The organism is Anaerococcus nagyae (assembly GCF_040364225.1).
In the GTDB taxonomy this organism is placed as follows: Bacteria; Bacillota; Clostridia; order Tissierellales; family Peptoniphilaceae; genus Anaerococcus; species Anaerococcus nagyae.
In genome coordinates this window covers 1,831,979-1,854,974 of sequence record NZ_AP031484.1, presented here as the reverse complement: position 1 = coordinate 1,854,974, position 22,996 = coordinate 1,831,979, and the positions used below count along the sequence as shown (strand labels likewise).

The window sequence follows — 22,996 nt, the reverse complement described above, 5'->3', positions numbered from 1 at the left end:
AATTTATAGCAACTTTTTATGTTGGAAAATTTACTAACTCACTATAAAATATATAACTTATGAAATCTTACTTTAAGACTTAATTAATGAGTACTTGAATTAGCAATTGATATAAGGATTAATTTTTATTAAAATAATAATTGAAATTTAACGAACAAAATATTTATAGATTAGAATATTGCTATCAAATATAAGATGTATTTATTCATAAGTACTAGCTGTATAAATAGGCCTAGTTAAAAGTAGAATAAGTAAAGTAATTAATTTGAATAAAAAAGATTAATAAATATTTTAGTAAATATTTGTTAGCTTAAATAATTAGTATATAAGATAATAAAAATAGTGCATAGAGTAATAATTACTCTATGCACATTTAATTTACTTAATTATTAATTAGTATATAGCACTAATTTAAAATTAGTACCAACCTCTTAATTTCATAGCTTTTTCGATTGATTGGATAGCATACATATAAACGCCGTCTCTTGGAATTACATCATATTCATCACAAACTGCGAATACACCTTCTATAGCTTTCATCATATCAGCTTCTTGTTTTTCTTCTACTTCAGCTTCATCCCAATAATATCCGTATTGGTTTTGTACCCATTCATAGTAAGATACTAAAACTCCGCCAGAGTTTGTTAAGATATCTGGAGTTAGTGGAATATTTCTTTCTTCAAGAACTTTATCAGCTTCTGGAGTTGTAGGACCATTAGCAGCTTCACAAACTAATTTAACATTTAATTTTTCAGCTACATCTTTTGTAATTACATTTTCAAGAGCAGCTGGAACTAAGATATCCCATTCACCTTCCCAGAAATCTTTTTCAGAAATTTTTTCTGCATTTGGATATCCGATTAGTGTGTGGTTTTCTTCTTTATAAGCTAATAGATCTTTAAAGTCGAATCCTTCTTCGTTGTATAAAGCGTAGTTTCCTTCTTTTTTGTCCCATTCAGCTATAGCGTTAACTTTTCCGCCTTGTCTTTCGATATTTTTAACTGTATAGCTTCCTACGTTACCAAAACCTTGAACAGCTATTTTTGCTGTATTGATGTCAAGACCATATCTTTTAGCAGCTTCTCTTACTACTACTGCTACACCAAATCCTGTAGCTTCGTTACGTCCTTGAGATCCAGAGAAATCAACTGGTTTACCAGTAAATGTACCAATGTCGAATCTATCTCCGTTTAATTTAACATATTCATCAACCATCCAGCTCATGATTTGTCCGTTTGTATTAACATCTGGAGCAGGAATATCAATTCTATCACCTAGGTATTTATAAAGTCCTCTTACATAACCTCTAGCTACTTGTTCAAGTTCTCTTTCAGATAATTCGCTAGGATCTACAGCAACTCCACCTTTACCACCACCGTATGGTAAACCAAGAGCTCCGCCTTTAAAAGTCATCCAAAGTGACAAAGCTTTAACTTCATCTAGGTTTACATTTGGATGGAATCTACATCCACCTTTTGATGGACCTACTGCTGTTGAGTGAGCTGAACGCCATCCTTTAAATACTTTAACTGAACCATCATCCATTTTTACTGGAATAGAGATTTCAATTACTCTTTCAGGTTCTTTTAAAATTTCATATACTGCAGGATCAGCACCAAGCTTATCGCAAGCTTTTTTTACTTTTTGTTGGGCTGACTCTAATGGGTTTAATGTTTCTGTCATTATTTTCCTCCTAACGACTAATTATTGTAATAATGTTTACGGTAATATTATAACGTATACGTTTTCATTTTTCAATAGTAAATTGTTAATAAAATCATAAAAATTATATACTGTTATATGTATTAGAAATCATTAGCTTTATAAAAATTTAAACTCTTTAAATTTGTGGATTATATGAGTTTTTGTAATCAAAAATAGAAATAAAAAAGTTAATAAATATTAAATATTAATATAATTTTGCATAATAAAGTTTAATATAAAATTATATTTACTTACCTTTAGAAAATGATTTCTTGAAAAAATAAGATAAAAAATTTCATTTTACTTTATTATGTAAAAATAAGGCTTATACCTTTTTTATAAAAAAATTTTGTTTGAGAAAATACTTTCATTAGTTTTAAACTTATGATATACTTTTAATAGTCATTGTATGAAATGAAGGAGGAATTAATGAGTAATCAGTTTGAATATGATGATTTTGTATTTGATGGTGATACTATCGTAGCTCTTACAAGAAAAGGTAAAGATAAAATTAAAGAAGAGAAGATAAAATCAATGCCCATCCCAACTACAAATCCTGAAGGACAAGCTATAAAAAAAATCGGGGAAAAAGCTTTCTTTAGAAGATTTTTTACTTCAGTAGAAATACCGGATACAGTAGAAGAAATTGGATTTGAAGCATTTGGTCAAAATGAAATAGAAGAGATAAATATTCCAGAGAGTGTAAAAGAAATTGGAGCTTTTGCATTTTATAGAAATAAACTTTCTTCTGTAAAGATTCCAAAAGATGTTACTGTTATTAATAAGTATGCTTTTTCTTTAAATAATATAGAAAGTATTACTTGGAATGAAAAAGTTGAAAAGATAGATGTTTCTGCTTTTTATGATAATAACCTTAAAGAGGTAGAAATTCCTGATACTGTTAAAGAAATAAACGAATTTGCTTTTCACAATAACAACATCAATCAAGTAGAGATTCCTACTGGATGTGAAATTGATCATAGAGCATTTGAAGAAAACACTGAAGTTATAAAAAATTAACTTAAGTTTTATATAAAAATAATTTTTAAGAAAGAGGTATATATTGAGTAAGACAATAAAGGAAGAATACTCAATCCATGTAAAAAATAGTAATAAAGACTATGATGTTATAGTTGAGTATGAAGATCCAATACCTGAAAAAGTCACAATTGATGATTTTGATATTCCAAAAACTCCAGAATTTGGAAATGATAATAAATAAAGTTTATATTTTTTAAATTACATAATTTAATAATGAAAGGATTATAAATGAAAAATACTAAGGTAACTAGCCTTCATGATGCTGTTAAACGTTATGTAGAGGATGGAGATACTCTATGTCTTGGCGGCTTTACAACAAATAGAAGACCATATGCTGCTATACATGAAATTTTAAGACAAGGACAAAAAGATTTTATAGGAGAAGGTGGACCTGCTGGCGGTGATTGGGACCTTCTTATAGGAGAAGATAGAGTAAAAGCTTATATAAACTGTTATACAGCAAACTCAGGATTTTCTAATGTATTAAGAAGATTTAGGGCTAAAGCTGAAAATGGAACTCTTTTAATGGAAGATTATTCTCAAGATGTGGAAATGCTTAGACTTCACGCTGCATCTTTAGGATTACTATATCTTCCTGTAAAACTTATGCAAGGAACAGACTTGGTTGATAAATGGGGTATTTCTAAAGAAGAAAGAGAAAAAATAGATAAATTACCAAATGATAAGTTCTTCTATGTAACTGACCCATTTTCTGGTGACGATAAAGTTGTAGCAGTTCCAGTTCCTCAAATCGATACTGCTATAATTCACGCTCAAGTTTGCTCACCTGATGGAACAACAAGAATTATTGGTGATGAATTCCATGATGTAGATATAGCTATAGCTGCTAAGAAAACAATAGTAACATGTGAAGAACTTATGAGCAATGAAGATATAAGACGTGATCCTACCAAAAATACAATCCCAGGTATGTGCGTAGATGCTGTAGTTCATGTACCAAAAGGAGCTCATCCTTCACAATGTTATGGTTATTACGATTATGATGCTAACTTCTTAAGAATGTATGAACAAGTTTCAAAAACAGAAGAAGGATTTAAAGCTTTTGTTCAAGAATATATATATAATTTCAAAGATCATAGTGAATATCTAGAAAAAATAGGCCTAGAAACATTGCTAAATATTATGGCAGTTCAAGGCTATGGATATGCTACAGATGTGTTAAAGAAACAAGCAGATAACGAAGAAAAGGGAGAGGATAGCGATAATGAGTAATTATGAAAATTACACTATAAGAGAGATGCAAGCTATAACTATAGCTCAACAAATTGAAGATGGACAAATAGTTATAGTAGGAACAGGTCTTCCATTAATAGGAGCGTCAGTTGCAAAAACTGTATTTGCACCAAATTGTAAAATAATTGTGGAATCAGGTCTTATGGATTGTAAACCAATTGAAGTACCAACTTCTGTAGGTGATATTAGATTAATGGCTCACTGTGCTGTTCAATGGCCAAACTATAGATTTATTGGTTTTGAAACAAACGAATGGTTACATGATGAAAATAGAATGATAGCATTCATAGGTGGAGCTCAAATAGATCCTTATGGAAACGTAAACTCAACAGTTATAGGTGATTACAATAATCCAAAAACTAGATTTACAGGTTCAGGTGGAGCAAATGGTATAGCTACATATGTAGATACTGTAATAATGATGCAACACGAAAAAAGAAGATTTATTGAACAAGTAGACTATGTAACATCACCAGGTTATATGGATGGTCCTGGTGGACGTGAAAGAGCTGGTCTTCCAGGAAATAGAGGACCTAAGATGGTCGTTACAGACAAGGGGATCTTAAAGTTTGATGAAGAAACTAAAAGAATGTATCTAGCTGGATACTATCCAACTTCTTCAATTGAAGAAATTGTAGAAAATACTGGATTTGAAATTGATACAGACAAAGCTGTTGCTTTAGAGGCTCCAAGTCCAGAAATTATTAAACTTATAAGAGAAGAGATCGACCCAACTCAAGCGTTCATCAAAGTTCCTAAGGACTGATAGAAGGGATAATTTATGGGAAATTATACATTACATCCTTATTTTCAAAATATGAAAACTATTGGATCAGAAATTGATTCAATAGATAGTGAAAATTGTGATTTACTAACTGCCGTTGAGAACGAAATAAGAGATGCTATAAAAGAAGTACAGGCTGCTGGTAAGCCAGATGAGAAAGTTAACGAAAGAGGAGAATGGACAGTTCTACAAAGAATTCACGAATTGGTAGATGACAAAACTTTTGTTCCATTAAACTCATTATTCAATCCAGAAGGAAATAAGAATGGATCAACTGGCATCGTAAAGGGTCTAGGAAAAGTAGCTGGTAAATGGTGTTTGATAGTTGGATCTGATAATAAAAAACTTGCTGGTGCATGGGTAGCTGGTCAAGCGGAAAACTTAGTAAGGGCAAGTGATACAGCTAAAAGACTTAATATTCCTTTGGTATATGTACTTAACTGTTCAGGTGTAAAACTTGATGAACAAGAAAAAGTTTATGCAAATAGACGTGGTGGTGGTACACCTTTCTACAGAAACTCTGAACTTAACCAATTAGGTATACCAGTAATAGTAGGGATTTGGGGAACAAACCCTGCTGGTGGTGGCTATCACTCAATTTCTCCAACAGTTATAGTAGCTCATAAAGATGCTAATATGGCGGTAGGTGGTGCTGGTATAGTTGGTGGTATGAATCCAAAAGGTTATATAGACGAAGAGGGTGCTCAAGATATAATCAAATCTACTGAATCTGCCGGTGTTACAGCTCCTCCAGGATCAGTTGGTATTCACTTTGCTGAAACAGGATTTATGAGAGAAGTTTACTCAAATGAACAAGGTGTATTACACGGCATAAGAAAATTTGTAGATATGCTACCTGCCTATGATTTAGACTTCTTTAGAGTAGATGATCCAAAAGATCCATTATTCTCAGCTGATGATATATACAGCATATTACCAATGAATACTAAAAAGCCATATGATATGTATCAAGTAATAGCTAGATTAATAGATGGATCAGAGTTCGAAGAATTTAAAAAAGGTTATGGTCCTGAAATGATTACAGGAATAGCAAAAGTTAATGGCTTACCTACAGCAATAATAGCTAATGCTCAAGGCTTACTTATGAACTATCCAGAATATAAAGCTAGTGGTAGTGTCGGAGTAGGTGGAAAATTATATAGACAAGGTCTTATAAAATTAAATGAATTTGTAACCTTATGTGCAAGAGATAAATTGCCTATAATTTGGATTCAAGATACTACAGGAATAGACGTAGGTGATGAGGCTGAGAAAGCTGAATTATTAGGACTTGGACAATCATTGATTTATTCTATACAAAATTCTAATATACCACAAATGGAGATTACTCTTAGAAAAGGTACTGCAGCAGCTCACTATGTACTAGGTGGACCTCAAGGTAATGATACAAATGCCTTCTCATTAGGTACTGCAGCTACTGAAATAAATGTAATGAATGGTGAAACTGCATCTATAGCAATGTATTCAAGAAGGCTTGTTAAAGATAATAAAGCAGGCAAAAGCTTAGATGATACTATTGAAAAAATGAATGCGTTGATACAAGATTATAAAGAAAAATCAAAACCAATGTATACAGCTATAACTGGTATGGTAGATGAAGTTGTAAACTTAAATGCTATGAGAAATTATATGGTTGCATTTACAGAATCCAGCTACCAAAATAAACAAGAAATTTGTCCAGTTCACCAAATGATACTTCCTAGAATAATTAAAGGATAATTTTTAATTATAATAATTTAACATTCATAAATTTTAAAAAGCTAATTCAATTGAATTAGCTTTTCAAATGAGTATGATGATACTGATAGAAATGTTAAAATACTCGAGTTTTCGAGACTAATATATATAAGAAAGAGTGATTTTATGGACGATTTATATACCCTAGGTGTAGATGTAGGATCTACTGCTACTAAAGCAGTTATTTTGAAAAATGGTAAAGATATTGTATCTACAGCTGTAATAGGAGTTGGTGCAGGAACTTCTGGACCAAAGAGAGTAATGGAAGAAGTTTTTAAAGATACAGATTTAACCAGTGACGATATGGGATTTATTATGGCTACAGGCTATGGTAGAAAAACTTTCGAATTAGCTGACTATCAAATGTCAGAATTAACATGTCATGCTAAGGGAGCATACTTTTTATTCCCAAGTGTAAAGACAATTATTGATATCGGTGGTCAAGATTCTAAGGCTCTTTCTATAGGAGATAATGGAATCCTAGATAACTTTGTAATGAATGATAAGTGTGCTGCTGGAACTGGTAAGTTCTTAGATGTTATAGCAGATAGGCTTGAGGTAGATCTAAAAGATTTGGAAAAATTAGATGCTCAGGCAGATCAGGCTGTAGAGATCTCTTCTACATGTACAGTATTTGCAGAATCAGAAGTAATAAGTCAACTTTCTAAAGGAACCAATAAACCCAATATAGTAAAAGGAATTCATAATGCAATAGCAAGCCGTGTAGGTGCTCTTGCGAAAAGAGTTGGCATTAAAGATGATGTAGTATTCACTGGTGGAGTAGCTTTAAATGATGGGATGAAAAGAGCTCTAGAAGAAAATATAGGCCATGAAATAAAAACATCTGAGTACTCCCAAGTAGTAGGAGCTTTAGGTGCTGCTCTCTTAGCTTATCAAAAATTAGAGAATACAAAAAAAAGAGAAATGGCTATGAATGCTAATAAGTAGGAGGTTATAATGGAAACTAAACAAACTACAAAAACTGAAAATACAAAACCGAAAGCAAGTGGAAAACCTCGTCCAATAGATGGTAATCCACCAGCGAAAAAAGTTTTATCTGACTTAGTAGATAATATTTATAATGATGCGTGGGAAGCAAAAGAAAGAGGAGAATTAATTGCATGGACTTCTTCTAAATTCCCAATTGAGATTGCAAAAGCTTTTGGAATCCACTGTGTATATCCTGAAAACCATGCTGCAACAACAGCTGCCAAAAAAGATGGTCTAAGACTTTGTAAAAAAGCCGAAGATATGGGATATGATAACGATATCTGCGGTTATGCTAGAATTTCTTTAGCTTATGCTGCAGGAGAACCTTCAGATTCTAGAAAAATGCCTATGCCAGACTTAGTACTATGCTGTAACAACATTTGTAATATGATGACTAAATGGTATGAAAATATAGCTAGAATCCATGATATTCCAATGGTAATGGTAGATTTTCCATTCCAAAATACAGGGGATGTTTCAGAAGAAAAAATTGACTACATGGTAGGACAATTTGAATATGCTATAGACCAATTAGAAGAAATCACAGGCAAGAAGTTTGACCAAGAAAAGTTTGATAAAGCTTGTGATACAGCAAATAGAACTGCAGCTGCTTGGCTTAAAGCATGTAACTACATGGCTTATAAACCATCACCATTAAGTGGATTTGATCTATTTAATCACATGGCTGATATTGTAACAGCAAGAGTTGATGAAAGAGCTGCTAGAGGATTTGAACTATTAGCTGAAGAATATGAACAATCAATTAAAGAAGGTACATCTACATGGACTAAACCAGAAGAACATAGAATTCTATTTGAAGGAATTCCATGTTGGCCAGGATTGCGTAAATTATTTGAACCATTAGAAGAAGCGGGCGTAAACGTAGCTGCAGTAGTATATGCTCCAGCATTTGGATTCCAATATGATGGAATACGTGAAATGGCAGCAGCTTATTCTAAGGCTCCATGTTCTGTATGTATAGAAGATGGAGTTGAATGGAGAGCTAATATGGCTCGTGATAATGGTATAGATGGCGCTTTAGTTAACTACAATAGATCATGCAAACCATGGTCAGGAGCTATGCCAGAAATGGAGAGACAATGGAGAGATTCTCTAGATATTCCAGTAGTAAACTTCGATGGAGATCAAGCGGATTCAAGAAACTTCTCAGAAGAACAATATAAAACACGTGTTCAAGGTCTTATAGAAATCATGAATGAAAGACGTGATGAAAGACTTTCTAAAGGTGAAGACCAATATACTAACCATGACAATACAGAAATCTCTGAATTAGAAAAAAAATTAAACAAGACTTCAGATGATAAGAACAAACAAGCTCAATAATTTCAAAACAGGAGAATAAAATAAAATGGAAATAAATCAACTATTAGAAAAATTTGATCATATTGCTCATAACCAACGTGAGCAAATTGATAATTATCTAGCAGAAGGTAAACAAGTAGTAGGGGTTTTCCCTTACTACGCTCCTGAAGAAATCATTCATGCAGCAGGAGCAGTTCCAATAGGTATTTGGGGTGGAGAAGGATCAATAGATCTTGCTAAGCAATACTTCCCAACATTCTACTACTCTTTAGCCATGCGATGTATGGAAATGGCATTAGACGGTTCTTTAGATGGTTTATCTGCAACAATGCTAACAACTCTAGATGATACACTTAGACCTTTATCTCAAAACTATAAAGTTGCTGTAGGAGATAAGATACCAATGGTATTTATTAATCACGGTCAACATAGGAAAGAAAAATTTGGTATTACATACAATGCGAAGATGTTCAGAAGAGCAGCTGACGAACTAAAAGTAGCTCTTGGTATTGATGAAATTGATGAAAGCAAGTTTAAAGAAACTTTTGAAATTTATAATAAAAATAGAGAACTAAAGAGAGAGTTTACTAAACTTGCAGGAGACCATAGACAAACTATTTCTACTAAAGATAGATCAAATGTTTTAAAGAGTTCATTCTTAATGCTAAAAGAAGAATATAATGAATTATTAGAAGATTTGGTTAATCAATTAAAAAATATGGAAAAAGAAGAATGGGATGGTCCAAGAGTAGTAACAAGTGGTGTGATAACTGATAATGATGGTTTACTAGAGGTTCTTGATGAATATAAAGTAAACGTTGTAGATGATGACGTAGCAGCTGAGTCAAGAGGTTTTAAAGTAGATGTAGATACAAATATTGAAGATCCATATGTAGCTTTAGCTGATCAATTTGCAAGAATGGATGAAGATCCACTTCTTTATGACCCAGATATAACAAAAAGACCAAAATACGTTTTAAATCAAGCATTAGAAAGAGATGCAGATGCTTGTATACTTTTCATGATGACATTCAATGATACTGAGGAAATGGAATATCCATCACTTAAAAAGGCATATGATAAAGCTGGTATTCCATTAATTAAAATGGGATATGATCAAACAATGTCAGACTTTGCGCAAGTTAGAACTCAATTAGAAACTTTATCTGATTTAGTTGAATTAAACAGATTTTAATAATTAAAAATTCTTAAAAAGAAAATATATAAATTAATAAGTTAAGAGAAGAAACTGACTGCTATGAAATCATAGTAGTCAGTTTTTTAGTATGGTTTTATATATTGATATAATCTTAAAATATATTAAAATATTGATTTTAATGACAGTATTTTTAATAATAAATTATAAAAAATATTCAAAAAACTATGGGAACGTTATCACATATATGATATAATATTCTATGGTAAGGAGGTGAAATATGTATAAAGAAAATCAAGAATTATTAGAAATAATAAATAGAGCTATAAAAAAAAGCGAGAGTTATATTGGCAGGGGAGAAGTGGCTACTTATATACCAGAACTTGCTAATGTAAATCCTGAAAACTTTGCACTTTCTATAGTCAGTGTAGATGGAGGGTTATATGAATTTGGTAATACAGATACTGTTTTTTCTATGCAATCAATTTCAAAGGTAATATCCTTGATTATGGCATTAAAAGATAATGATGCAGATACCGTATTTAAAAAAATTGGAACTGAAGCATCTAAGTATAAGTTTAACTCCGTTATACCTATAGATGATAAACCATCAAATCCATTTATTAACGCAGGGGCTATTACAACTTCTTCACTTATAAGAGGCGATGATATCATTGATAAATTTGATAGAACTATAAATATGGTTAGGAAGTTGGCAAATAGTAATGATATTAGACTCATTGAAGAAGTATATCTTTCAGAAATGCAGACGACAGACATAAATAGAGCTATAGCTTATTATTTAAAGAGCAAAGGAATTTTCACTGATGATGCAGAAAAGATCTTGGATTTATACATAAGAAATTGTTCAATAGGCCTAAATTCTAGTCAGTTAGCACATATTGGTGCAATACTTGCTAATGGAGGAGTAAGTATTGATCAATCAGAGGAAATAATTTCAAAAGAAATTGTAAAAACAGTTATTTCTCAAATGGCTAGCTGTGGAATGTATGAAAAAAGCGGTCAATATTTATTAGAAGTTGGCATACCTTCAAAAAGTGGAGTAAGTGGAGCCATACTTGGAGTTGTTCCTGGAAAATATGGAATATGTGTTTATTCTCCAAGACTTGATGAGAGTGGAAACAGTGTTAGGGGTACGAATCTTTTGAAAATTCTTTCAAATGAATTAGATTTAAATATTTTTTTATAAGGAGCTTTTATGATAAATATATCTCAAACTATTAGCGAAATAGGTAATTTAAAAAGTCAAGGCTTACGTGAAGAAGCCTTTAATATGACAACCGGTTTATTTAGCGATAGCATATATACATATATATTAATTCCCTTGTTACTTGCAATTGGTATATATTATACAGTTAAGATTAGAGCAGGTCAGATTACTAATATTGGCCATGCTAATAAACTTATAACTGCACCTGCTAAGAATAAAGATTCTATATCGCCATTTAAGGCTTTTACAATTTCGGCAGCAAGTCATATTGGTACTGGAAATATTGTTGGTGTTGCAGCTGCTATATCCACTGGAGGTCCTGGAGCAGTTTTTTGGATGTGGATTACAGCTTTAATCGGTGGAGCTTCATCATTTGTAGAAAATACTTTAGGTCAAGTTTTTAAAGAAAAAAATCCTGATGGAACTTTTAAGGGTGGTCCTGCGTATTATATAAGAAAAGCATTGCATAAGCCTAAACTTGCAATTGTGTTTTCAGTTGTAATATCTATAGTTTATGGAATCAATTTTAATGCTATGCAAGCAAATACTATTGCAGCTGGATTTAATTCTTCATTCGGTGTAAATAAGAAAATTATTGCATTAATTCTTATAATTCTTGCTGGAATAATTATTTTTGGTGGCTTACAAAGAATAGCGGATGTAACAAGCTTAATTGTACCAGTTATGGCCATTGCCTATATACTTGTTGTTTTATTTATTATTATCAAAAATATTAAGCTAGTTCCTCATATGTTTGGTGTAATATTTGAAAGTGCTTTTAATCTAAAGGCAGGTTTTGGAGGACTTTTCGGAACAGCTATACTAAATGGTATAAGACGTGGTTTATTTTCAAATGAAGCTGGTATGGGTGCCGTTCCAAATGCTTCTGCAGTAGCAGATGTATCTCACCCAGCAAAACAAGGCCTTATCCAAGCATTAGGTGTGTATCTTGATACTATCTTAGTATGCTCTGCTACAGCTTTTGTAGTCATATTAGGTGGTGAAGGAATTTATAATTCTAGTCTTCAAGGACTAGAAATAACTCAAGCAGCACTAGCTAATGAAGTGGGTAACTGGGCAAATTATTTCTTATCATTTTGTATACTAATGTTTGCTTTTTCTTCTATAATAGGCAATTATTACTATGGAGAAAACAATGTACTAAATTTAAATTTGGGTAAAAGTGCACTAAGTGTATACAGAATTTTAGTTTTAATAGCTATAATTTTAGGTTGTGTAGGAGATTTTTCTGTAGTATGGAATTTAGGAGATGTTTTCATGGGAATTATGGCGGTAATAAATCTTATAGTTCTTATATTCCTAGGTAAAATATCAGTATCTGTATATGATGATTATATGAAACAGTTGAATGAAGGTAAGGATCCAGTCTTTAATCCAAAAAATATAAGAGAACTTGATCCATATATAAATGAAGTTACTGCCTGGGATGAGTAAGGTAAATGTAATGAAATTTTTAAGATTAAGCTTAATGTAGATTATACCTTCATGTATAAATTTTATAACAAAGAAAATAAAAAGCTAAAAAACTATCAGAATTTATCTGATAGTTTTTTAGCTTAAAATCATAATTAATTTATTATAAACTTTGAATAACTAAAGAAAGATTCTTTAAGGTGTTGCTCGAGATTTAAAATAAATTATAATATATGTAAATAGGCCAAAAGGCCTATACATTCCAATTATTAAAATTGTAGTGTTAACGATAATTGTCATGCAATATAATTATACTTTTGATTTTATTTTTCACAAAGAAAAGTGAATTACTTGGATGCAATGGGTAAATAATTTAACAAGTTATTAAGGAGGTAGTATGGAAGTTATCTTTTATAGGCTTATACAAAAATATATACATATTTTAAATTCAATTAAGCTTATAGATCTTTAATAAAATAAATATAAGGATAGTTAAATAAGAAGAGTGTAAATTTAGTAAAGGACTACATTAATGGAGCAAAATAATAAAAGAAATAAAACTAACAAAAAAAGATGGATAGCAGTTGGACTTGCAGTATTGGTATTTCTCATATCATTATTTTCACAAAATAAAGTTGAGGAAGAAAAAGAAGACTTAAGAAACCAAGCTCTTACAAGATTGGGAATGTCAGAAGAAAATACCTTATATGGAACAAATCCATTGCAAAAAATACTTGTTGTAAATGTAGATGGTATGATAGCGTCTGATGATTCAAATGATTTTGTTGTAGATGAGCTAAATAAGGCTGCAACAGATGATACAATTTCCGGTGTGATTCTTCATGTAAACTCACCAGGAGGATCTGTATATGCTAGCGAACGTATAGCAAACAAAGTTAAAAAAATACAAGAAAATAATAAACCTGTTTACTCAGTAATGCAAGAACTTGCAGCTAGTGGTGGTTATTATATCTCTGCTCCATGCGATAAAATATATGCTTCTAATGAAACTTGGACTGGATCTATAGGAGTTATAATGCAATCTTACTCATTAGAGGGACTTTTTGATAAATATGGTATAAAAGAACAAAATATAACTACAGGAAAAATGAAAGACGCTGGTTCACCAGGAAGCGACATGGACAAGGAAGAAAAAGAGTATTTCCAAGGACTAGTAGACTCTGCTTTTTCTAGATTTGTAAAAATAGTAGCAGATGGAAGAGGAATGAGCGAAGCTGAAGTTAAAAAGCTTGCTGATGGTAGAGTTTATGATGGAAGCCAAGCTAAAGAAAATGGGTTAATAGATAATATAGGTGATCTAGAAGCAGCAGCTAATGATATGGCAGAGACAAATAATCTTGACGATCCAATGGTTGTAGAAAAAGATGATATAATGTCCAGTTTTTCTAAATATTTGCCAGGATTTAAGACAAGTGTAGATAATCCTAAATCAGATTTGGAAATGCTAGATAAATTTATGAAAGAAAATAACAACCTTCCAATGTATCTATATGGAGGAAGCAATGAGTGAAGCTATATCAATAAATAAATATAAAGATAGTCCGAAATTCATATATGCGGGATTTTTTACCAGATTAGTAGCTTTTGCTATAGATATGCTCATAATTAGTTCTGTAGAAAGTATTTTTCGAAATATTATGTCTTTTGATATGGAACTAAAGAGTGGAATAAATGGACCTAATATCTTACACTGGGTACTAATTTTGGCCTACTTCACCCTATTAACTTATTTTAATAATGGGCAGACTTTGGGGAAGATGATTATGAATATTAGAGTGGTTAGCCTCGATGGAGAAAGACCATCACTATCTCAGATTGTTTCACGTGAAACTTTTGGCAGATATGTACAAAATAAATTTGTAATTCTTTATATAATTATAGGATTTTCACCTATGAAACAATCTCTAATGGATATGTTATGTGATACGGCTGTCATTAAGAATGATGAGTACGAATATATCAGTGATAATTTATAAATATATATAAATATAGCTAAAAGTAAAATTTTAAGAGTTAATTTTAATTCGGGCTTGAAAACAAGCCTTTGTTTAAAATTTAATTAAGATGATTATCAACTACTATATATGGTATAATATTATCATCAAATAAGAAATAAGCACTAGATATAGTGTTTATTTTTTATGCACAGAATCGGGGAAAATTATGGAAATTATAAAAAGAGATGGGACGAGAGTTACTTTTGAAAAAGAAAAAATTGAACTTGCGATAGCTAAATCTTTTGCATCAGTAGATAGTGTTGTAACAGATGAGAAATTATCAGAAATGTCAGATAAAATTGTAGCTACTATTAAGGAAAAGTACCCAAAAGATCACGTGGTCTCAGTTGAAGAAGTACAAGATTTAGTAGAGTTAACTTTAATAGACGAAAATTATTATAGAGAAGTAAAATCCTTTATCCTTTATCGTGCAAAGCATAATATGGATAGGAAAGTAATGAATGATTTTGAAAATTATATTACAGATAAAGATATACTAGAGATTATAGAGAGCGTTCAAGAAGAGTTTGATAATCAAAGATATCCGATAGAATCCTTATATTTAAAATTCGAATCATTTACAAAGGCAAATATGACAGAGGAAGATCTCTTAAAGGCACTTACTCGTGCAGCAAGTGAGCTTACAAGTAAGGAAACACCTGATTGGGAAATTATTGCAGCGAGATTTTTGATGTATGAAATAGATCTTGAAATAAAAAGAAATGAGGAAAGATTTGATATAGTAGATTTCAAATCAAAAATTGACTATCTAACATCTGCTGGCTTATATGGTGAATATATCAAGAAAAACTACTCATCAGAAGATTTTGATGAGCTAGGAGCTTATCTTAATAAAGAACGCGATAATCTCTTTACCTATTCTGGTCTTGATTTAGTTAAAAAACGCTATCTAATAAAGACTTTTACAGGAGATATTATAGAAAGCGTGCAAGAGATGTTTATGGGTATAGCTATGCACTTGGCCATTCCAGAAGATGATAGTGTTGCCTTTGCCAAAAGACTTTATGATGTGCTTTCAAATCTAAAGGCTACCATGGCTACACCAACCATGACTAATGCTCGTAAGCCATTTAACCAATTGTCATCATGCTTTATAGATACAGTGCCAGATACACTTAAGGGGATCTATAGATCTATTACAAACTTTGCAGAAGTTTCAAAACACGGCGGTGGCATGGGATTATACTTTGGAAAGGTACGTGCTAATGGTTCTGATATTCGTGGATTCGAAGGAGTAGCAGGTGGAGTCATTCGTTGGATAAGACTTGCAAATGATACAGCCGTTGCAGTAGACCAACTTGGAGTTCGCCAAGGAGCTGTAGCTTGTTACCTAGATATTTGGCATAAGGATATGCCAGAATTCTTAGCTCTTAAAACAAATAATGGTGATGATAGGATGAAGGCCCACGATATCTTCCCAGGAGTTTGTGTGCCAGATTACTTCTGGAAGCTTACTCGTGATGATATAAATGCAACTTGGCATATGTTTGACCCACATGAAGTTGAGAAGAAATACGGTAAGGCCCTAGAAGATACCTATGGAGATGAATGGAAAGAGTTTTATCTAAAACTTGTAGAAGATAAAGATATCTCAAGACGAACAATGTCTGTAAAGGAAATGGTAAGACTATTAATAAAATCTTGGACAGAAACAGGAACACCGTTTGTCTTTAATAGAGATGCAGTAAATGAGATGAATCCAAACAAACACAAAGGCATGATTTACTCATCAAACTTGTGTACGGAGATAGCTCAAAATATGAGTGCATCAGAGACAGTATCTACAGAAATATTAGATAAGAATGGGGATACAATTATAGTTAATAAGACAAAGCCGGGTGACTTTGTAGAATGTAACCTAGCAAGTTTAACTCTTGGAACTATTGATGTGAATAATCAAGAGGAACTAGAAGAAACAGTAAGAACAGTGGTAAGAGCCTTAGATAATGTAATAGACTTAAATTACTATCCAACTCCATATGCAGAAGTAACCAACAAAAAATATAGGGCCATAGGACTTGGAACAAGTGGCTACCACCATATGTTAGTTAAAAATGATATTAAATGGTCCAACAGCCAAGCCCACGCAGAATTTGTAGATAGGGTATATGAAGATATAAACTACTATGCTATCAAAGAATCCATGGAAATAGCTAGAGAAAAGGGATCGTATAAGGAATTTGAAGGCAGTGATTGGGAAAATGGTCAATACTTTAAGCTAAGAAATTACAATAGCCCAAGATGGGAGCAACTAGCTGATGATGTTAGAGAAAGTGGTCTTAGAAATGGATATCTCATGGCTATAGCTCCAACAGGTTCAACATCTATTATCTCGGGAACATCTGCAGGGGTAGATCCAATCATGAGTCGCTATTTCTTAGAAGAAAAGAAAGGTGCCATAGTGCCAAGAGTAGCACCAGGACTTACAACAAAAACTTTTTGGTTATACGAAAATGCTCATGATATCAATCAAGAAATATCAATGGAAATGGCAGGAGTAAGGCAGCGACATATAGATCAGGCTCAGTCAGTAAATATTTATATCACTAACGAATATACTATGCGCCAAATATTAAATGTATATATAAAAGCATGGGAATCCGGAGTAAAGAGTATTTACTATGTAAGAGGTAAGAGTTTAGAAGTAGAAGATTGCGACTCTTGTGCAAGCTAAGTTTTAATAAACTTAAACTCACCGATAAGTAGTAAGAAAAATTTGTTGGTGAGTTTTTTATAATAGTGATCATAATAAGTATATAAAACTTATAGAATATTTAAATAAGATTAGCTAAATTTCAATGGGTTATAGCTCTTGAATATAGCTGATTTTTATTGCTTTTTTTTATATTCAATATAAGCTAAGATTAGCATAATTATAGCAAAGATTATCATAAAGTATCTATCTAGGTTCCATTTAATACTCCTTAAAATTAAGTCTTATAAAATATATTTATATTTTTTATTAAATAATATGTGCTAATTCTAATAACAGTAAAAAATCCATATTTTATCATACTTACAGTATTTCTTTTCAAATATTATAATAAAATAACTTTATAAATTGATTTAAAGTAGTAGATTTCATATTTTTACAAATAAAAAAATAAAAAAGATATTGAACATCGTTCATAATGGGTGTATGATATACACGTGACAACAAATGAACGATGTTCAGTTATAGAAAGGAGGAGCGATGGTTACTCAGTATGCAAGTGGGAAAAAAGCTGAAATAATGGAATCAGCACTTAGGGTATTTAAGCAAAAAGGCCTAGAAAAGACATCTGTTAGAGACATTATGAAAGATGCTGGATATGGTCTTGGAACTTTTTATCTATATTATGATGATAAGAAGGACCTTAAGGAACAAATAGTTCTGGATAAGTCTATGGATATAATTATAAATGCAGAAGAGCATTGCACTGGTACTGATCCAGTCGAAAGGTATATATCTTTTGTTAATTACATAATTGACTATCTTATAGCTAATCCATTTGAATTAGAACTTTTAAGAGATAATATTACTTGGGCATTATACACAGAAATTGAAAATGATAAAAGACTAATAGAAGCTGACTCAACTTTAAAGTTTATTTTAAATAAGTATGAGAATTTGTTTTCCAAGACATATTCAGAGTCTCAGCAGCTTTACATCCTTTCGTTGACTCTTGAGATTATGATGTCTACTTGTAAAAGTGCATTGATGGAAGAGTCAATTCTATCAATTGATGAAATGAAGCCAGTTTTATTTGCTGTTATCAGAAAAATGTTTAATAGAACAGGAGAGAACTAAATGAAAAGAATCGCAAAATTTATTTCATACCATCCTAAACTTGTATTATTAATAACTACTTTGCTATTAATACCATCCTGGATAGGATACCAACATACAGGTGTGAATTATGATATCTTATCATACCTACCAGCTGACTTGGAGTCTACACAAGGTCAAGATATTCTTGATAAAGATTTTAAGAATGCTGCAACGGGTATGCTTATTCTAGAGGGTAGCGACCATGATGCAGAGGTTCTTAAAAAGCAAATTTTAGAAGTAGATGGTGTGGAAGATGTTATATCTAAATCTTCTATTGTAGGAGATACTGTACCAAATGAATTTTTGCCAGATGAGTTAAGGGATGCTTTCTATGCAGATGGCAGTACTCTTTTAATGGTTAAGTTTGGAGAGTCATCATCTTCTTTTAAGACGATGGGAGCTATAGATCAGATAAAGGCTATAGAGTCTAAGCAAAAATACCTAAGTGGTATTTCTTCATTAGTTAAAGATACCAAGGACTTAATAGACCATGAAACACCAATTTATGTAGCTCTTGCAGTAGTACTTGCTCTTATAGTATTAAGTTTAGCTAATGAATCTACAATAATACCATTCTTATTTATGTTAAATATAGGATATGCTATTCTATATAACTTTGGTACAAATATCTTCTTAGGAGAGATTTCTTATATTACCAAGGCTATAGCGGCTGTACTACAATTAGCAGTAACAACTGACTATTCTATATTCCTATATCATAGGTATGTTGAAAAGAAGAAAAAGACAGAATCAAGCAATGAAGCTATGGCTAAAGCTATTCAAAGTACTGTGTCATCAATTTTTGCATCATCGCTTACTACATTTGCTGGATTTTTAGTTTTACTTTTGATGAAACTAGGGCTTGGTAAGGATATAGGACTTGTAATGAGTAAAGGTGTGCTTTTAGGACTTATATCTACAGTAGTAGTATTACCTCCAATGCTTTTGCTTACTGAAAAATGGGTTAATAGATTTAATCATAGGATTTTATTACCTTCTTTTGAAAAAACAGCAGACTTTACTATAAAGAATAGAAAACCATTATTTATTGTATTTTTACTATTATTTATTCCAGCAATCTATGGATCAAACAATTCAGATCTATACTACAACCTAGATAGATCATTACCACAGGATTTGGATTCTATAGTAGCTTTAAATAAGATGAAAAAAGATTACAATATGGCATCAACCCACTTTATAGTTGTAAGAGACGACTTAAGTAATCAAAGTGTTAACAACATGATTGATGAAATAAAAGATGTAGATGGAGTTAATAACGTTTTAAGCTTAAATTCAGTAACTGGCCTTACATTACCAAGTAATGTTTTACCAGATAAATTAAAGGATAACTTTAATAAGAACGGTTATCAAATGATAATGTTAAACTCTGAATATCAAACTGCATCGGATGAAGTTAACAAACAAATTGATGATATTGATAAGATAGTTAAAAAGCATGACCCAGATGGTAAGCTGACTGGTGAAGCAGTTCTTACTAAAGACCTTACGATTTTATCTGATAGGGACTTTAAGATGGTTAATATAGTGTCAATAATTGTAGTATTTTTAATAATTGCTATCGTCTTTAAGTCATTTGCTATACCGGTTGTATTAATTGCGGCTATTGAGCTTGCTATATTTATTAATATGGGTATTCCATTCTATACTGGAAAAACAATACCGTTTATAACATCAATTATTATCGGTGTAGTTCAATTAGGTTCTACTATAGATTACTCAATACTAATGATGGATAGATTCTTGTTTGAGTATAAGAAAACTAATGATGTAGATAAGGCGCTTGATTTGTCGGTTAGAGAAACTTCAAAATCAATAGTGACATCTGCCCTTTCATTTTTTGCAGCAACTATTGGTGTAGGTATTTATTCAAAGATGGAGATTGTATCAACTATATGCATATTCTTGGCAAGAGGAGCTATAATATCAATGCTTGTAATTATTCTCTTCCTACCAGCATTAATAAGTATAACATTCCCATTCATTAAGAAGACAACAAAAGGATTAAATTAGGAGGAAATTAATGAAAAAGAATTTTGTAAAAGTCCTTGCAGCAGTTACAGTAAGTTCTGTTTTAGGTACAAATCTTGCCTATGCTGATTCAGAACCTTTAGCTCGTAAAAGTGAAACAATATATGTTACGCAGGATTCTGGAAAAGTAAAGGATAAAACTGTTTCTGTTTGGATTAATGGCGATAAAAATGTAAAGATCAAAGATAAGTCTGACTTAGAAAATATCAAGAATCTTGAAACAGATGAAAAAATTGAAACAAAAGATGGATATATCAACTGGAATTCAGATGATAAGGATGTTTACTATCAAGGAAGCACAGATAAAGAACTTCCAGTAGATGTAAGTGTAAAATACTTTCTTGATGGTAAAGAAGTTAAATTTGAAGATCTTAAAGGTAAATCTGGACATCTTAAAGTAGTTACTGAAGCAGTAAATAACACTGAAGAAACTGCAAAAGTTGATGGTAAAGATAGAAAAGTATTTTCACCTTATGTAGTAGTTACAGAAATTACCTTTGATGATGATCAAGTATCAAATATTGACGCTGGTGATGGTAAAGTTGTAAAAGATGGTAAAAACCAAATAGTAAGTGGAGTTCTTACACCAGGTCTTAGAGAAAACTTTGATGGAATATTAGGTAATGATAAGCTAGATAAGTTTAAAGATAAAATGGAAATTGAAATGGATGTTAAAGACTATGAACCAACAGAAGTTTATACAGTTATAACAAATGAACTTTTTCAAGAAGATACTAGTCTTTCATCTCTAGATGATTTAAGCGATGGTGTTGATCAACTTACTTCTAATGCAGATAAGTTAGTGGATGCTTCAAGCCAATTAAAAGAAGGTAGTCAAAGCTTAAATCAAGGTATAGGTAAACTATCTAATGGTACTGAAAGATTAGCTGATGGATCAGCTCAGCTTCAAAATGGATTTAATCAACTATCAAGTGCCTTTAGCACACTTCCAGGAAAGATTAAACCAATACAATCAGCTGTAAGCCAATTAAATACTGGTAGTTCTAAGCTAAATAATGGAGTTAACCAATATACACAAGGTGTTAGCAAAATCAATTCAAATATGACTAAATTAAATAAAGGTGCACAAGAACTTCAAAATGGAGCTAGTGAACTAGATGATGGTATAGCTCAATTAAACAAGGCAACAGGTACGCTTAGATCAAAAACCTCATCAATTTCAGGCGATCAGGATATGAGTAAGCTTACAGATTCTTTAGCTAGTCTAAAATCTGGAATTGATAAATTTGGTCAAAGTATAGATCCTATGGCAACAAGCGTCGGAGAGCTTAATGCTGGTTTAAATAAACTTGAAGAATCATCAAAGACACTTAACCAAGGTATTGATAAATTAAACCAAACAGCACAAAATGCACCAAGCGTTGGAGCAAGTGTAGAAGACATAACAGCAAAAGCAACTGCTCTTGAAGGATTAGCAGCAAGCATTGAAAGCAAGGATAGTGAAGGAGTATACGCTGATGAAGTATACACTATAAGACAACTTGAACAAGGTTTATATGCTCAAGCAGAGAATCTAAAGGCAAATGCCCAAGTAACAGGAGCTTTAGCTAGTAGTCTTAGCGAATTATCTGCTGGATCAGGTCAATTATCAGCAGGTATTGCAAAAGCAAGCCAAGGTACAGGAGAGCTTAGCACAAAATTAAACGAATCAAAAGGACAATTAAGCAAAGCATCTCAAGGCTTATCAAAAGGTATAGCACAAATTGATGAAGGATTCTCAAAGAGTGATATAGGAAAACTTCAAAAATCAATAGTAATGCTAGATGAAGCAACTGGTAAAATTAAAGCGGGTTCAAGCAAGCTTAAAGCTGGTACAATTCAAAATCAAGAAGGTGTAGAAAAACTTACAGGAGCAATGAATCAATTAGATTCTAAATCAGCTGAGTTAAGAAGTGGTTCAGAAAAACTTTCTGGTGGTTTATCTCAATTTGAAGAAAGATCAAAAGCTTTATCTGCCTTAGCTAATATTAATGAAACAGCTATAAATCCAATGTCAAAAGGCATTAATGACTTAAATAATGGAGTGCTTGAACTTAGAAACGGAGCTCTTCAATTAAAAGAAGGATTTGATACTTATGTTTCAAAATATGGTGAATTTGATGAAGGTCTTAGAAGATATAAGGCAGAAGGTATAGATAAGCTTACAGAAAAAACTGGAGATCTAACAGAAGTAAAAGATATCCTAGATCAAATGTCAAAAATGGCAAAAGAAAATAATTCAATAAGTGGAAGCACAGATGATTTTGAAACAAGATCTAGAATAATCGAAAAAATTAAATAATAAACTTTTTAGATATAGGCAGTATTATAAACTTGCCTATATCTTTTTTGTCCATTTATTGCAATTCCTATATTAAATTAATAAGGAATTTATAACTTGACAAAAAAATTTATATTT

General features: G+C 31.7%; 17 protein-coding genes. 16 read left to right on the top strand and 1 reads right to left on the bottom strand.

Annotated features, from left to right (window positions below; translation table 11 throughout):
* Positions 1-417: 417 nt before the first annotated feature.
* Positions 418-1,683, bottom strand: coding sequence for a Glu/Leu/Phe/Val dehydrogenase (locus ABXG81_RS09045; protein ID WP_117520512.1), 1,266 nt, complete (start codon positions 1,681-1,683; stop codon positions 418-420).
* A 450-nt stretch (positions 1,684-2,133) separates the two neighbouring features.
* Here ABXG81_RS09045 and ABXG81_RS09040 point away from each other — a divergent pair, with 450 nt between their 5' ends.
* From ABXG81_RS09040 to ABXG81_RS08965, 16 genes are all read left to right on the top strand, one after another.
* Positions 2,134-2,724, top strand: coding sequence for a leucine-rich repeat domain-containing protein (locus ABXG81_RS09040; protein WP_117520510.1), 591 nt, complete (start codon positions 2,134-2,136; stop codon positions 2,722-2,724).
* 43 nt (positions 2,725-2,767) lie between these two features.
* Positions 2,768-2,926 carry a hypothetical protein gene (locus tag ABXG81_RS09035; RefSeq protein WP_181965104.1) on the top strand — a complete coding sequence of 53 codons (159 nt, stop codon included), beginning with the start codon at positions 2,768-2,770 and terminating at the stop codon, positions 2,924-2,926.
* Between the two features lie 47 nt (positions 2,927-2,973).
* On the top strand, positions 2,974-3,978 hold the full coding sequence (gctA, locus tag ABXG81_RS09030; protein ID WP_353528825.1) for a glutaconate CoA-transferase subunit A: 1,005 nt from the start codon (positions 2,974-2,976) through the stop codon (positions 3,976-3,978).
* Positions 3,971-4,765, top strand: a complete 795-nt coding sequence (gene gctB / locus ABXG81_RS09025; RefSeq protein ID WP_117520505.1) for a glutaconate CoA-transferase subunit B — start codon at positions 3,971-3,973, stop codon at positions 4,763-4,765. The genes gctA and gctB overlap by 8 nt, the downstream gene beginning before the upstream one ends.
* 15 nt (positions 4,766-4,780) lie before the next feature.
* Positions 4,781-6,523: a carboxyl transferase domain-containing protein gene (locus ABXG81_RS09020; RefSeq protein WP_117520504.1), complete on the top strand. Its 1,743-nt coding sequence runs from the start codon at positions 4,781-4,783 to the stop codon at positions 6,521-6,523.
* A gap of 144 nt (positions 6,524-6,667) precedes the next feature.
* On the top strand, positions 6,668-7,489 hold the full coding sequence (locus ABXG81_RS09015) for an acyl-CoA dehydratase activase (protein ID WP_353528824.1): 822 nt from the start codon (positions 6,668-6,670) through the stop codon (positions 7,487-7,489).
* A 9-nt stretch (positions 7,490-7,498) separates the two neighbouring features.
* On the top strand, positions 7,499-8,875 hold the full coding sequence (locus ABXG81_RS09010) for a 2-hydroxyacyl-CoA dehydratase subunit D (protein WP_117520500.1): 1,377 nt from the start codon (positions 7,499-7,501) through the stop codon (positions 8,873-8,875).
* Positions 8,876-8,900: 25 nt separating this feature from the next.
* Positions 8,901-10,049, top strand: a complete 1,149-nt coding sequence (locus ABXG81_RS09005; protein ID WP_353528823.1) for a 2-hydroxyacyl-CoA dehydratase — start codon at positions 8,901-8,903, stop codon at positions 10,047-10,049.
* Between the two features lie 241 nt (positions 10,050-10,290).
* Entirely contained in the window at positions 10,291-11,220 is a 930-nt protein-coding gene (gene glsA / locus ABXG81_RS09000; RefSeq protein ID WP_316115773.1) for a glutaminase A, read from the top strand.
* Positions 11,221-11,229: 9 nt separating this feature from the next.
* Positions 11,230-12,696 carry an alanine/glycine:cation symporter family protein gene (locus tag ABXG81_RS08995; protein ID WP_353528822.1) on the top strand — a complete coding sequence of 489 codons (1,467 nt, stop codon included), beginning with the start codon at positions 11,230-11,232 and terminating at the stop codon, positions 12,694-12,696.
* 511 nt (positions 12,697-13,207) lie between these two features.
* Positions 13,208-14,206: a signal peptide peptidase SppA gene (sppA, locus tag ABXG81_RS08990; protein WP_117520492.1), complete on the top strand. Its 999-nt coding sequence runs from the start codon at positions 13,208-13,210 to the stop codon at positions 14,204-14,206.
* A complete protein-coding gene (locus tag ABXG81_RS08985; protein WP_181965103.1) occupies positions 14,199-14,672 on the top strand; it encodes an RDD family protein in 474 nt (157 codons plus the stop codon). Before sppA ends, ABXG81_RS08985 begins: the two co-directional genes overlap by 8 nt.
* Before the next feature lie 187 nt (positions 14,673-14,859).
* Positions 14,860-17,388: a ribonucleoside-diphosphate reductase subunit alpha gene (locus ABXG81_RS08980; RefSeq protein ID WP_117520488.1), complete on the top strand. Its 2,529-nt coding sequence runs from the start codon at positions 14,860-14,862 to the stop codon at positions 17,386-17,388.
* A 519-nt stretch (positions 17,389-17,907) separates the two neighbouring features.
* Positions 17,908-18,504 carry a TetR/AcrR family transcriptional regulator gene (locus ABXG81_RS08975; RefSeq protein ID WP_117520486.1) on the top strand — a complete coding sequence of 199 codons (597 nt, stop codon included), beginning with the start codon at positions 17,908-17,910 and terminating at the stop codon, positions 18,502-18,504.
* Complete coding sequence (locus ABXG81_RS08970; protein WP_117520484.1) at positions 18,505-20,559, top strand: MMPL family transporter; 2,055 nt, start codon at positions 18,505-18,507, stop codon at positions 20,557-20,559.
* A gap of 10 nt (positions 20,560-20,569) precedes the next feature.
* Complete coding sequence (locus ABXG81_RS08965) at positions 20,570-22,879, top strand: hypothetical protein (protein WP_353528821.1); 2,310 nt, start codon at positions 20,570-20,572, stop codon at positions 22,877-22,879.
* Positions 22,880-22,996 lie beyond the last annotated feature (117 nt).